General features: G+C 42.7%; 15 protein-coding genes. 6 read left to right on the top strand and 9 right to left on the bottom strand.

Going from position 1 to position 13,083, the window contains the following annotated elements; all coding sequences use genetic code 11:
* Nucleotides 1-283: 283 nt before the first annotated feature.
* The 6 genes from F752_RS0121195 to F752_RS0121225 form a co-directional block, all read right to left on the bottom strand.
* Nucleotides 284-787 carry a hypothetical protein gene (locus F752_RS0121195; protein ID WP_152425248.1) on the bottom strand — a complete coding sequence of 168 codons (504 nt, stop codon included), beginning with the start codon at nucleotides 785-787 and terminating at the stop codon, nucleotides 284-286.
* 137 nt (nucleotides 788-924) lie between these two features.
* Complete coding sequence (locus F752_RS0121200; protein ID WP_017733757.1) at nucleotides 925-1,302, bottom strand: hypothetical protein; 378 nt, start codon at nucleotides 1,300-1,302, stop codon at nucleotides 925-927.
* Nucleotides 1,303-1,532: 230 nt separating this feature from the next.
* A complete protein-coding gene (locus F752_RS0121210) occupies nucleotides 1,533-2,861 on the bottom strand; it encodes an MFS transporter (protein WP_081604625.1) in 1,329 nt (442 codons plus the stop codon).
* 44 nt (nucleotides 2,862-2,905) lie between these two features.
* Nucleotides 2,906-3,541: a DedA family protein gene (locus F752_RS0121215; RefSeq protein ID WP_026135897.1), complete on the bottom strand. Its 636-nt coding sequence runs from the start codon at nucleotides 3,539-3,541 to the stop codon at nucleotides 2,906-2,908.
* 9 nt (nucleotides 3,542-3,550) lie between these two features.
* On the bottom strand, nucleotides 3,551-3,838 hold the full coding sequence (locus F752_RS0121220) for a hypothetical protein (RefSeq protein ID WP_017733762.1): 288 nt from the start codon (nucleotides 3,836-3,838) through the stop codon (nucleotides 3,551-3,553).
* 69 nt (nucleotides 3,839-3,907) lie between these two features.
* Entirely contained in the window at nucleotides 3,908-4,276 is a 369-nt protein-coding gene (locus F752_RS0121225) for a hypothetical protein (protein ID WP_017733763.1), read from the bottom strand.
* A 213-nt stretch (nucleotides 4,277-4,489) separates the two neighbouring features.
* On the opposite strand from F752_RS0121225, the gene F752_RS0121230 reads away from it, so the two are divergent.
* Nucleotides 4,490-4,696, top strand: coding sequence for a Sec-independent protein translocase subunit TatA/TatB (locus tag F752_RS0121230; RefSeq protein ID WP_026135898.1), 207 nt, complete (start codon nucleotides 4,490-4,492; stop codon nucleotides 4,694-4,696).
* 105 nt (nucleotides 4,697-4,801) lie between these two features.
* Here the strand turns inward: F752_RS0121230 and F752_RS0121235 are convergent, their stop codons facing one another.
* The 3 genes from F752_RS0121235 to F752_RS0121245 all read right to left on the bottom strand — a co-directional run bounded on the left by F752_RS0121235 (nucleotide 4,802) and on the right by F752_RS0121245 (nucleotide 8,141).
* Nucleotides 4,802-5,761: a calcium/sodium antiporter gene (locus tag F752_RS0121235; RefSeq protein WP_017733765.1), complete on the bottom strand. Its 960-nt coding sequence runs from the start codon at nucleotides 5,759-5,761 to the stop codon at nucleotides 4,802-4,804.
* A 385-nt stretch (nucleotides 5,762-6,146) separates the two neighbouring features.
* Complete coding sequence (locus tag F752_RS0121240; protein WP_017733766.1) at nucleotides 6,147-7,550, bottom strand: dicarboxylate/amino acid:cation symporter; 1,404 nt, start codon at nucleotides 7,548-7,550, stop codon at nucleotides 6,147-6,149.
* 174 nt (nucleotides 7,551-7,724) lie between these two features.
* A complete protein-coding gene (locus F752_RS0121245) occupies nucleotides 7,725-8,141 on the bottom strand; it encodes a hypothetical protein (protein ID WP_152425249.1) in 417 nt (138 codons plus the stop codon).
* A gap of 415 nt (nucleotides 8,142-8,556) precedes the next feature.
* Here F752_RS0121245 and F752_RS0121250 point away from each other — a divergent pair, with 415 nt between their 5' ends.
* From F752_RS0121250 to phoU, 5 genes are all read left to right on the top strand, one after another.
* Complete coding sequence (locus F752_RS0121250) at nucleotides 8,557-9,549, top strand: PstS family phosphate ABC transporter substrate-binding protein (protein ID WP_026135900.1); 993 nt, start codon at nucleotides 8,557-8,559, stop codon at nucleotides 9,547-9,549.
* 36 nt (nucleotides 9,550-9,585) lie between these two features.
* Nucleotides 9,586-10,461, top strand: coding sequence for a phosphate ABC transporter permease subunit PstC (gene pstC, locus F752_RS0121255; protein WP_017733769.1), 876 nt, complete (start codon nucleotides 9,586-9,588; stop codon nucleotides 10,459-10,461).
* Nucleotides 10,454-11,311 carry a phosphate ABC transporter permease PstA gene (gene pstA / locus F752_RS0121260; protein WP_017733770.1) on the top strand — a complete coding sequence of 286 codons (858 nt, stop codon included), beginning with the start codon at nucleotides 10,454-10,456 and terminating at the stop codon, nucleotides 11,309-11,311. Before pstC ends, pstA begins: the two co-directional genes overlap by 8 nt.
* Nucleotides 11,312-11,317: 6 nt before the next feature.
* Nucleotides 11,318-12,079: a phosphate ABC transporter ATP-binding protein PstB gene (gene pstB / locus F752_RS0121265; protein WP_017733771.1), complete on the top strand. Its 762-nt coding sequence runs from the start codon at nucleotides 11,318-11,320 to the stop codon at nucleotides 12,077-12,079.
* Nucleotides 12,080-12,240: 161 nt separating this feature from the next.
* A complete protein-coding gene (gene phoU / locus F752_RS0121270) occupies nucleotides 12,241-12,915 on the top strand; it encodes a phosphate signaling complex protein PhoU (protein WP_017733772.1) in 675 nt (224 codons plus the stop codon).
* Nucleotides 12,916-13,083 lie beyond the last annotated feature (168 nt).

Here is a 13,083-nt window from a genome sequence, read left to right on the forward strand (position 1 = left end):
AACAGGCTCTGCTGAGGAGCATCCCGGAATGGAATTCCTGTCAGCAATAGGAGGTGCCAAGTGGAATAAAAAGAACCAGCCCCTTCCGCTGAAAAGGACTGGTTCTCCCTAACTTATTCTGCTTGCCCTATGGCTAAAAAAACCTAAACAAGGAAGCTCGAATTTTCATTTACACAGTTTTCTGGACACTGTCTTTGGTTTAAATACTGAACTTTTAAACGTTCATCCTAATCCTTTTTCAGCAATTACCATGTTCTTTTAAGCTTGAAATAAGATTCACTTCCTAATGTAGAACTGGTATTTTTGTTGGAGTAACCTGCAACAATGAATCGGTTATTGCCTTCCATTTTTCACAAAGTTGAAGTTCATCATCGATGCCCATGCTTTCCTCCTTATTATAAAATTCTAAAGTTTGTTCTGGCATGCTCGCATTACGGAAAGTTAAGTTCAATCCAACATGATCAACTACCAGACTGTCATTAACTTTCCTGCTCATATTCATTAACCTACAGTTGACAACCTCTGATAAATTGATAACAGTCTTCTGCTCAACCCCCTGCCGTTTCTTCAGATAGAACAGTCTATTTGCTTTGGAATCAATTCCTATGGCATAAGAATGTCTCCAGTAATCACTTTGCGAAATAACCAGCCCATTTTGTGCTGCTACATCCAAAAAGTTCTTTAAGAACTTCTTCTTTTCCTTCTTTTTAAGTTTCTGAAGATAAAAAACCGGCACAACAAAACAAGCCAGTGTAAATAATCCGAATATTATTGATCCTAAATCCATCTTTATTTTAATTTTATTTTGAGTGTTCCACATGATTGAGCCTGCTTATTGCTGGCTATCCTGCGGAATAGTAAATAATTGTTATTGGTAAAGCATTACTGCGGAAGACCTTCCTTTCCGCAAAAATTAAGATGGAATTACCAGAAGAAATGAAAAGGAAAAATAATGGTTCGAATGTTCAGGCTGAGCTGGTTCTTCTTCGAATCATTAAGGAAAGCCAAAGCAATATTTTGGGTCCTTAGCTCAAAGGAAGCCAACCCATAAACTAAACTATCCAGATAAACTTTAGAAGCTGGCCCGGTAAGCGGGATAACAGAATGTACAATTATCTGATGAACCCGATGTATACCAAGGATCTTTGCAGGGTTATTTTCTAAAATAAATAAATCAGAGTCAGCTGACCCGGCATAGACTTTAGTTAGCTCTAAGCGGGCAGAGTTCACCTGTTCTATACTAATACTGTAGGATAGTAAAAAAACAAAGAATAGTACGACTAATTTTACCTGCTTATTCATTTAAATGACCTTTCAATGCCAGTTCACTACAGACTCTGCTGCTGCTGCTCACCATCTGAAAATGGTTATTTTTTAAATTAAGTTTAATAAATTCAGAATAAATTTTCTTTCTTCTTTCAGCCCGGAAATGAGGTGCTTTGCAAAGCCAAAACAGAAAGAACTGCCACTCGTTTTTTCCGGCATAAGGTTAACGTCTTTGAAAGTACAACAGAGAATTTCCAATCCAGAAATTAAGCCTTAAGAGGGGCTAACTTCGGCGCCAGGAGCTGAATAATGAGCAAAGCCAGCAGATAAGAAACACTTGCAATAATAAATAATAGCATATAACTACCTGTTGCAGATAAAAGATAGCCTGCTGCGGTGGCTACTATCATTCCACCAATGGCACCTGCCATTCCACCAATTCCAACTACTGAGCCTACGGCCTGCTTCGGAAACATATCTGATACAAGCGTAAACAGGTTTGCTGACCATCCCTGGTGGGCGGCAGTAGCTAAGCTGATCAAGCCCACTGCTATCCACAGATCAGAGGTTTGAGATGCAAAAAAGATAGGGGTAACTGCCAGGGCGCAAACAAACATGGTAGTCTTGCGGGCCAAGTTAACGCTCCATCCTTTCCTCATCAGAAAAGAAGACAACCATCCTCCTCCAATACTACCCAAATCTGAGAAAACGTAAATTACAATTAAAGGTAACCCTATCTTGTCAAGCGTTAACCCATGGGAGGTATTCAGGTACTTTGGTAACCAGTACAGGTAAAACCACCATACAGGGTCAGTAATAAACTTTGCCACTGCAAACGCCCATGTCTGCCGGTGTGGAAATAATTTTAGCCATGGCACCTTTTTTTCTTTTTCCGGTACACCTGACTGAATATATGCCAACTCGTCCTTTGTTAAGGTGGGATGTTCCTCAGGCCTTTTATACGTTTTTAACCAGAAAATGAGCCAGATAAACCCCAATGCTCCGGTAAGGATAAAAGCCCACTCCCACCCCCATTGTAAGGCGATAAAAGGAACAGAAAGGGGCGCTAGAATGGCTCCTACATTCGCCCCCGAGTTAAATATTCCAATAGCCAGGGACCTTTCCTTTTTGGGAAACCACTCCGATACGGTTTTTATGGCCGCCGGAAAGTTGCCTGCCTCTCCTAAACCCAGGCCAAAGCGAGCTGCTCCAAAACCGAAAGCAGACCGGGCTACGGCATGCAGCATAGCAGCCAGGCTCCATAAAACGATTGCAAATGAAAAACCCTTCCTGGTTCCGAATTTATCCATTATGTTTCCCATTAACAGAAAACCTATTGCATACGCAAATTGGAAGGTGGTAACAATGTAGCCATATTCGATTTCTGTCCAGCCCAAATCTTCCTGAAGCTGTGGAGCCAGAATACCCAATACCTGCCGGTCAACATAATTAATGGTCGTGGCAAAAAACAAAAGAGCACATATTCGCCAGCGGTATCCTCCTACCTTCTGTCCTGGGTTCAGTGCCAACTCTTGCTCCTCTACAGCTGCGAGAACCAGGGCACTAGGCATGGCATTAGTTTTTGTTAATTTCATTTTGCTGTTTTTATTCAATAACTTTTGATTACCTGTAGGCCATGTCAATTCCCTGCCGGAGCATTTCGAAGTTTAAGGTACTGCTTTAAAAGAGGCACAAAAGTGATCACGATTAAACTTATTACAACCAGTTCAATGTAGTGAATAATGTCAGGGAAGATGGTTTTGAGCAGGAATCCGGCTAACACAAGGGTTCCTGCCCAAACCAGCGCTCCCAGAAGATTAAAGAGCATAAAGCTCCTGAAATCAGCTCGAATAATCCCTAAACAAAGAGGAAGAAAGGTGCGGATGACCGGTATAAACCTCCCCACCACAATGGCACTCTGATGTTTCTTTTCAAAATAGCTCGAGGCCATATCCAGATACTTCTTTTTAAAGAAGATGGAATCCGGCTGCCTAAGCAGCCATTTTCCAAATTTGCTCCCAATAAAGTAGGATAAGATATAGCCAAGAGAAGCAGCAAGGATGATGTACAGAATTAGTAAATGAACCGGCAAATCCAGGATAGGAAGCCCACACAACATGCCAGCCATGAACAACAGCGAATCTCCCGGCAAAAAGAAACCAAAGAAAAGACCATTCTCGGCAAAAACGATAAACAACAACAACCACAATCCCCCCTGATGAATCAAAAACTGCGGATTCATCAGCTGCATCAACAGCTGAACAAGCTCTTCCATATGGACTAATTAGAGAAGTTCGATTAGCACAATGGATGGGACTGGCAGGATAATGCCGGACTTTAACATCACATGCTCGTCAGTAACCGCAATTACTGCGCATTCAATTTCGAACAGGTGCCCCTGCTGGTTCTTAAACAGGATGTTCACTGGCTGATGCTCTGCATAATTCAGGAGCATGGCGCGCAGGAGGTGATGGCGTCTTTCGACTTTCTGTGCGGTGCTAGAAAGCACTTCAGTTTTAGCAAACCGGATTCCATTACAGTTTGCTATATCTATATGAGATACAGAATTCATGATTTTGAGTATTTAGATTAAAAATTACTGTTTCAGAATGCCCTGTAGGCAATAAAAAAGCAGTAAGAGCTAAATCCTCAAATTATGGTAGGCAACAGGAAAGTCTTTGAAGGAAAGAAAAGCAGCTGGGTCAGCACTTTCACAGACCGCCCTTTCAGAGCCGTCTTTATATACCTGCGAAAATAAAACGCTTACAAGGGCAGGGAATTTCCGCACCTGCTGGTGTAATTCGCTAATCTCGGTTTTGTGCTGAAGAACTCCATCAGGCGAAGTAAGCTCAGAAAAATCTGCTTGGACTGCCTGTATGGTTTCGTGTGGGTCGCATTGAGATAAAATAGGCTCTTGAGAGACTTTATTAGTCTCAAGAAGGCCCGAAAGAAGAAGGTGAAAGGAAAAGACAAGGGCGAATATTCCTAAACCTATTTTGTAGTTTTTCAATCCTTTATGCAACTATCTCAAATGTAACACAAAACAATGAATCTTATATAAACACAATGGTAAAATATTTTTCTGTTTAACAACCTAACTTTCTTTCAAGTAAAGTTTCTGCTTTTGGGTCCAACTTTAAAGACCTCTTAAATTTCTATATCCGCAACTCATTCTTAATCAAGACTTCTTTTGAACTTTGCTCAAAGTTTATAAATGTAAACCATGCAAACATTATTATTCCTGAGTAATATGGGAGGATATGAAATCCTGCTGATTTTATTTGTAGTTTTAATTTTCTTTGGCGCAAAAAAAATCCCTGAGCTGGCCCGCGGATTAGGCCAAGGCATTCGCGAGTTTAAGGAGGCTACAAAAGAAATTTCTGATGAGCTTGAAAAAGGCGTGAATGAAAATCCTCACCTGAGTAAATAAAAGACTTGCTAAAATGAGTACCTAAATGCTTAGGTACTCATTTTTTTTGGAAGCTTTCCTCAAGTTGAAGGGAGGTCTAAAATCTATTCTCTAAATCCTAACTTACTACACGCTTATGATGTAAAATAAATATCCTGCATAAATGAGGACAAATACAGCCCCTTCACTCCGGTCCACCTTTTTTCTGCGAAAGGTCATGGTAGTTAGAAATAGCAGCAGACTGGCTAATATTGTGACTCCAACATCCAGGTTACTGGCTGCACTGAATGGTAATGGCTTGATGATAGCAGTTGTTCCTAAAATAAAGAAAATGTTAAAGATGTTGCTTCCCACAACATTACCTACAGCAATATCCGCATTCTTTTTAAAAGCCGCCACAACAGAAGTTGCCAACTCCGGCAAAGAAGTTCCTATTGCCACAATGGTAAGCCCAATGAGCCTTTCGCTCATTCCCAGCTGAGAAGCAATATTAATAGCTCCTTCAACAAAAAACCTCCCCCCAAAATACAGGCCTAACAGTCCTACCGCAACATAAACAACCGCTCTCCAGAATGGCAGAAGCCGGGCTGGCTCTTCGGCATCCAAGGCAGGCTGTTGTTTAGCAATTTCGAGTGTATATACTAAGAATATGATAAAGAAGGATAATAGCACCAACCCGTCAATAACAGAAACAAAGTTGCCTCCCGGGCTTTTATCAATCCACTGATCATTGGCCACTATCCCTAACACCACTGCGGCCAACAGGCTAAATGGAATTTCTTTCCAGGTAGTGTTTTTTTGAATTGCCAGGGGGTGAATCAGGGCAGAAACACCTAAAATCAGAAAAATATTGCCAATGTTACTTCCCAAAATATTTCCAATAGCAATATCTGTAGATCCTTCCAGTGCAGAGAAAACGTTTACTGTTAGTTCCGGAGCAGAGGTACCAAAAGCTACGATGGTTAAGCCCACGACCAGGTCCGATATTCCATACTTCTTAGCGATGGAGGAGGCTCCTTCCACTAACCAGTTTGCACTTAAGACGATGGCGAGAACTCCGCCAACTAGGTACAAAATTGTTGTCATCTTCTTATTATTCCTTACCTTTTAATCCATTTTGGCTTTTCGCCGATCTAACCACTTGTATTCCCTCTCCATTTTCTATGATGTTTTCAATCATAGAAAGTGGCCAGAAATAATTTATTTACCTGAACAGTACTTTTAGCCTAAGGTTTTCATGGAGAAAAGGGTAATAAAATTGTTCACAGCACAGGGAATAAAAAGAAATACTTCCTTCCACTTAAACACCTTTTCCTAGTTTAGCAAAATACTTCTCTCGGGTAGAGCACAGTACGATTCCTACACCAATGCAGCATTTTCCTGGTATCAATAATGAAAAGCAAACTACTACCTACTATTTTAACCTTCTTCTTGAAGTACCGACAGCAGTAATTCCAAAGCCTTCCCACGATTACCCAACCAGCACTTTCACCTGTTCCACTTCTACCGGAAGCTGCACTTCAGCACCAAACTCTCCCTCCCACTTCGCTATTACACAGGTTGCCAGACAATTACCTATCACATTTACAGAAGTTCTGGCCATATCCATGAGTTCATCTATCCCCAGGATCAGAAATATGGGTGCCATAGGTAAATTAAAGCTGGCAGCCGTCCCCATTAATATCACTAAGGAAGCTCTGGGAATACCTGCCACCCCTTTACTGGTCAGCATAAGCGTCAGCACCATCAGAATCTGTTCCTCCAAAGGCATTTCCACTCCTGCCGCCTGAGCAACAAAAATGGAAGCAAGAGACAGGTAAAGAGTGGTACCATCCAGGTTAAAGCTGTAGCCGGTAGGCATTACAAAGGCCACAATCTTCCGTGGCACGCCAAATTTTTCCATCGCCTCCATGGCTTTGGGTAGGGCGGCTTCAGAACTCGTGGTGGCAAAAGCAATCGAAACCGGTTCCGATACTGCCTTAATAAACTTCCGAACCGGAATACGTAAGGCCAAGGCAACGGGTAATAACACCCCTACCAGAAACACCAGCAAAGCCACGTAAAGCGTTGCCAACAACTTAAACAGGTTTACCAGTATGCCTAGTCCCATCTCTCCTACCGTAAAAGCAATCGCAGCCCCCACTCCAAAAGGAGCAAAGTACATGATCACCCGAGTGAAGTTGAACATAACTTCCGATAAACTTTCGGTAAAACTGAGCATCGTTTGCTTCTTCTTACCATCTGTGATCATGGCCAGCCCAATGCCAAAAAGAATACTGAACACCACTATTTGCAGGATTTGCCCCTCGAAAACAGATTTCGCAATATTTTCCGGAAATACGTGCAGAATCACTTCTTCCCATCCCTGGGCTACTCCCTTTAAAGGCACTTCTTCAGTAGGCAATTCAATTCCTATCCCTGCTTTAGAAATATTGATAGCAATCAACCCTATAATAAGGGCAATCGTAGTCACCACCTCAAAATAAAGTAAGGATTTCCAGCCCATACGCCCCACCTGTTTAAGGCTGGAATGACCGGCAATTCCGACAACCAGTGTACCAAAGAGCAGAGGGGCTATAACAGTCTTGATCATTCTTAAAAACACCTGGCTTACCACCTTCAGGTGTTCGGCTACCTCAGGAAAATCATAGCCTATAGCCGTTCCTACCAACATACTGCCGAAAATCCAGGTGGTCAGCGAGGCTTTTCGGAGGCAATACAGCATAATGCCGGCCAGGCCAGCCCACCGGCTCACCATTAGCAGCTCCTCTCCCGGCAGTCCAGCCCATAGTAGCTGGACTACCACTAAAAAAGCGGCCTGGCTGACCAAAACCCAGGCGGCAATGGCAACGCCTTTTGATTTAATTATTTTCATTCCCTTAATTGATTGAACAAAATTTTTTGATAGTTAAAATGGCAACAATTAAAAACTGCTGCACAGACTTTTAGTCCACCACTGGTGAAGAATAAAAAACAGGTAATTTGTCAGCATACAGTAATAGAATCACTACTGCTATTTATGACTGATAAAGAAGAGTGAACGGCAGAATTAAGGGGCCTTCGCAGAAACGAAAATGAAATTAACCTTCAGAATGAAAGAGGAGGATAAAAAAGTTTGGCACTGCTGTATCGCCGGAGCGGCCATTAGCAGCAACAGAAGCCAGAGGTTTGGCAGGTCAAATAAAGATAAATTTACTTTTAAAGGTGGGGTTCCAGCAGTTGGCAAGGATGAGACACCCTGAAAAGTAGCATAGTCAACAATCTTTTCCTTTTCCTGATTAAGCCTTACCTGACTACCGTACCGATTGGCAGGAACAAATATTGCCAAGGTAAAAACCAGCATCGCTATAACAAAAGTTAAGGCTTTTTGGAAAATAGAATAGCTGGATTTCTTTTTCATTTCACACAAATGTAGCGAACAAATATTGAGCAAAAACAGACTTTGCCAAAATAATTTATTATCCAATCATTATATATTAAAATATAATATTAACAATTACATAATATTAAAATCATGGAAGTTGATTCAAACTTTTTGTCAATTTGCATAAGCACAAGGTAAACTAGTTTTCTTTTTGGCAGCAGTTCTGTATCTGTAACCATTTTATAGTAAAGGCAAACTTATCTAAAAATCTATTTGAGAAACACTTCTCTATAACAGCTGGAATATTTCATTACCGTTCTGTTTCGGCATCTACAGGCACCACCAAGGTCCCTCCATCCTTACTTAATAATTCCTTTCCTTCAACGATAAAATAAAGCAGTTGCTAAAAGTTGGCAATGCCTAATTGGCAAAGACTAATGGAGCGCAGGAAGGCAAGGCACCATCAACTTTAAGTTTTCTTATAAATAATTAAAAGGTCCTTCAAAATATAGAATTTATGATTTTCATTCGTTCAAAAATCTCAACCCTCCATGCTGCTTGTTTAATTGGAGGCGCATTGATGCTAAATAGCTGTGGTGACCAAAAAAGAGAATCAGCGAATGAGCTGGATCTAAGCGGGAACATTCAGATTGACGGCTCCTCCACTGTGTACCCGATAACTGAGGCGATGGCTGAAGAATTTCGTATGGTTGCACCAGATGTAAGAGTAACCGTTGGGGTTTCCGGCACAGGAGGCGGTATGAAAAAGTTCTCCAGAGGCGAAATTGACATTGTAAATGCTTCACGGGAAATCAATGCTTCCGAAGGTGAACTTGCAAAGGAAAACAACCTTCGTTTTGTTGAATTGCCTGTTGCCTATGACGGCCTTACTGTTGCTGTGCACCCGGAAAATGACTGGGTCAGGGAAATTACCCTGGCTGAATTGAAAAAAATATGGGAGCCATCCGCCCAGGGAACTATCACCCACTGGAACCAAATCCGTCCGGAATGGCCCAATGAAGAGATTCACCTGTATGGCCCGGGAGTAGAGTCGGGCACCTATGATTATTTTACGGAGGCTATCGTGGGCGAGAGCCATTCCAGCCGTGGTGATTATACGGCCAGTGAAGATGATAATGTACTGGTGCAGGGGGTTTCAACAGATCCTAATGCCCTTGGGTTCTTTGGCTTTGCTTATTATGAAGAAAACCAGGATAAGCTGAGGGCAGTACCAGTAGACGACCAGAATGATAGCAATGGTAAAGGTGCTGTTCTGCCTTCACGGCAAACGGTGAAGGACGGTACATATGCCCCGCTTTCCCGTCCATTATTTGTTTACGTTAATTCCAGTGCAGCAGCACGTCCGGAAGTAATAGAATTTGTTAATTTCTACCTCGATAATGCAGCCATATTAAGTGAGGAAGTAGGCTATATTCAGATGACAGAGGAGCAGTACCAGGAGCAAAAAGAAAAGTTTGAGGAATTTGTCCAGCAAGCCAGCCAGCAGTAAGCGCCTACCTTCCTTTTAGAGCTAAACATAAAAACTTTGAGAAAAAAGGAAAAGTTTATTGAAGGTCTGCTGGGTCTGGCAGCAATTATAACCGTTCTTGTTACCGTTGGAATTGTCTGGGTTTTAGTATCCGAATCAGCAGCTTTTTTCAGTGAGGTGTCCTTTATACGCTTCCTTACTGAAACAGAATGGACACCTCTTTTTGCAGACAAGAAGTTTGGGATACTGCCTCTGGTTACCGGCACCTTACTTACTACCCTTATAGCGATAGCCGTGGCTTTGCCCCTGGGACTTACGGCAGCTATTTATTTAAATGAATACGCCCCCGGGCGTATGAGGCAAATTGTAAAGCCTGTACTGGAACTGCTTGCCACTATTCCAACAGTAGTCTATGGTTTCTTTGCACTTACAGTGGTAACCCCCTTTTTACAGGAGTTCATTCCTGGCCTGGCAGGCTTCAATGCTCTTTCTGCGGGACTTGTGATGGGCATCATGATTATCCCCATGATCTCTTCACTAAGTGAGGATGCCATCAGTGCCGTTCCACGCTCCTTACGGGAAGCTGCTTATGGAATGGGTTCCACCCGCTTTCAGACAGCCTTTAAGGTGATGGTTCCGGCAGCTTCCTCTGGCATCGTAGTTTCCGTTATTCTGGCTATTTCCAGAGCAGTGGGCGAAACCATGATAGTAGCTATTGCAGCCGGTCAGCAGGCCAGGCTTACCCTCAATCCCTTGGTTCCTATAGAAACCATTACCACCTATATTGTGCAGGTAAGCCTTGGTGATGTACCCCATGGTTCCCTGGAATATAAAACCATCTTCGCAGCAGGTATTACTTTGTTCGTTTTTACCTTTCTGCTTAACAACATCAGTTTCTGGATCAGGAGAAAATACCAGGAGAAGTATGACTAACGCTCAGTTAAACCGTTTTAAAGACAAAGCCTTCCAGGCGTTCGGCCTTTTCTGTACCTTCTTCGGATTAATCGTTCTAGCTATATTCCTGCTGGATATCCTGAAGGAAGGCCTGGCCCGCCTTGACTGGGATTTCCTTACAAGTCTGCCTTCCAGGAGGGCTGCCAGGGCAGGGATTCTAACGGCCTGGGCAGGAACTCTCTGGATATTGGTGATGACCGCTCTCATCGCCATTCCCTTAGGGGTTGCTGCTGGAATATACCTGGAGGAATATGGTAAAAAGACCAGAATGGCCAGCTTTCTGGAAATCAATATAGCCAACCTTGCAGGAGTACCTTCCATCATTTACGGGCTTTTAGGGCTCGAGCTATTCGTTCGCCAGCTTCAGTTAGGTGGCAGCCTGCTAGCCGGAGCCCTTACCCTTTCCCTGCTGGTATTGCCCATTATTATCGTTACGACCCGGGAAGCAATTAAAGCAGTCCCCAAAAGTTTGCGGGAGGCCTCGTTTGCCCTGGGAGCCTCAAAGTGGCAAACCATCCGGATGCAGGTGCTTCCTGCTGCTACGGGTGGCATCATGACCGGCATCATTTTATCCCTTTCCAGGGCTGTGGGTGAGGCCGCTCCCCTAATAGTTATCGGAGCTTTGGCTTATGTACCCTTTGTGCCTGAAGGCCCCATGGATGAATTTACCGTACTTCCCATCCAGATCTTTAACTGGGTATCCAGGCCACAGGAAGCATTTTTAATAAATGCCGCGGCTGCTATTATCGTTTTATTGTGTATTACATTTATGCTGAATGGTATTGCTGTTTATCTCCGCTACCGGCAGCAGAAGAAAGTTAAGTGGTAAGTCTGTATGAGTAAGAATTATAAACTTGAGGCCAAGGATGTAAATGCTTTCTATGGTGGATTTCATGCCCTCAAAAATATCAACCTGGCCTTGGAAGAAAAGGCGGTAACTGCATTTATTGGGCCTTCAGGTTGTGGTAAATCTACCTTCCTACGCCTTTTTAATCGCATGAACGATTATATTGAAGGATTCAGGTTAGAAGGAAAGGTCCTACTGGACAACAAAGATATTTACCAGAAATCGGTTCAGGTAGATGAGCTTCGTAAAGCGGTAGGTATGGTTTTTCAAAAGCCTAATCCTTTTCCTAAATCCATCTTTGAAAATGTAGTCTATGGCCTGAGGATACAAGGAATCAGTAAAAAGGGAATCCTCGAAGAAGCAGCAGAAAGTTCACTGAAGCAGGCGGCCCTCTGGAATGAAGTAAAGGATAATCTGCATAAATCAGCGCTGGCACTCTCCGGGGGGCAGCAACAAAGGCTATGTATCGCCCGGGCCCTGGCGATTGAACCAAGCGTACTCCTCATGGATGAGCCTGCCTCTGCCCTTGATCCCATTTCAACCAGCAAGATAGAAGAGTTGATCTACACATTAAAAGACCGGTATAGTATTGTTATTGTAACCCATAACATGCAACAGGCAGGGCGTGTGAGCGACTATACTGCTTTTTTCCTGTCAGGGGAGTTAGTTGAACATGCCAAAACAAAAGCATTATTTACAAGTCCTCAGGATACCAGAACCCAAAATTACATTACCGGCCGGTTTGGTTAAAAAGTTTTAAGACCCATTAGAAATCTGCCAGCAATGACACCCTTGCAGAAAAACCAACTGGCGATGATAATACGTGCAGGCACATTAAATAAATGACCTGCCTACACAGAAGCCTGTATCAAACATATTTATCTGAAGTAATCATTAGAAGATTATTAAGTATGCCACCTATAGATATTGAATTAGAAAAACTAAAAATCAAACTCACAGAAATGTGGGACCTGGTAGGCCTACAGCTGCAAACAGGTTATGAAGCCATGGTGGCTGCCGACCCTGAACTTGCCGGGGAAATCAAAAAACTGGGTAAAAAAGTAAACCACTACGACCTGAAGATCGACAGGATGTGTGAAAACTTTTTCGCTCTCTTTACGCCCGTAGCAGTGGATTTACGGACTGTGCTAGCCATACTGAAAATTAATGCCAATCTTGAGCGGATCGGAGATACTGCCGAAGGAATTGCCTTTTTCCTAAAAAAACAGGATGGCCCTCTGGATCCGGCACTTCTTGAAAAGACACAGGCAATATTTATGTATGAGGAGGCCCTCAAAATGTTTAATGATTGTCAGAGAGCCTTTGCAGACAATGATACTGCGCTGGCCAGAGAACTGATCAGGCGGGATAAGGTACTCAATAGAATTTTTCGTAAGTCAGATAATATTGTCCTTTCATTTCTGGAGGATGCGCCTGAAAAGACGAAGCAGGGCTTTATCTTACTTTCCATAATTAGAAAGCTTGAACGTGTAGGAGATCAGGTTTCCAATATTTCTGAAGAAATCATTTTCTACCGGGAGGCGAAAGTGCTGAAGCATAAAGGCAAAAAAAAGGAAAAGGAATAAAGCAGTTAGTCATTAGAAAGCCTCCACTTCAAAAGCACTGGGCAAAATTTTCCCGGCACGTACAAATTAAGGAGTTGGATGAAAGGTTTAGCAAGACACGCTGGATTAGCCTGAACTTAATAAGTTATGCTGGCAGGCACTTATAATTATTTTTGTCCCTTATTTTTC

The sequence above is a fragment of the Nafulsella turpanensis ZLM-10 genome (assembly GCF_000346615.1).
Lineage (GTDB): Bacteria > Bacteroidota > Bacteroidia > Cytophagales > Cyclobacteriaceae > Nafulsella > Nafulsella turpanensis.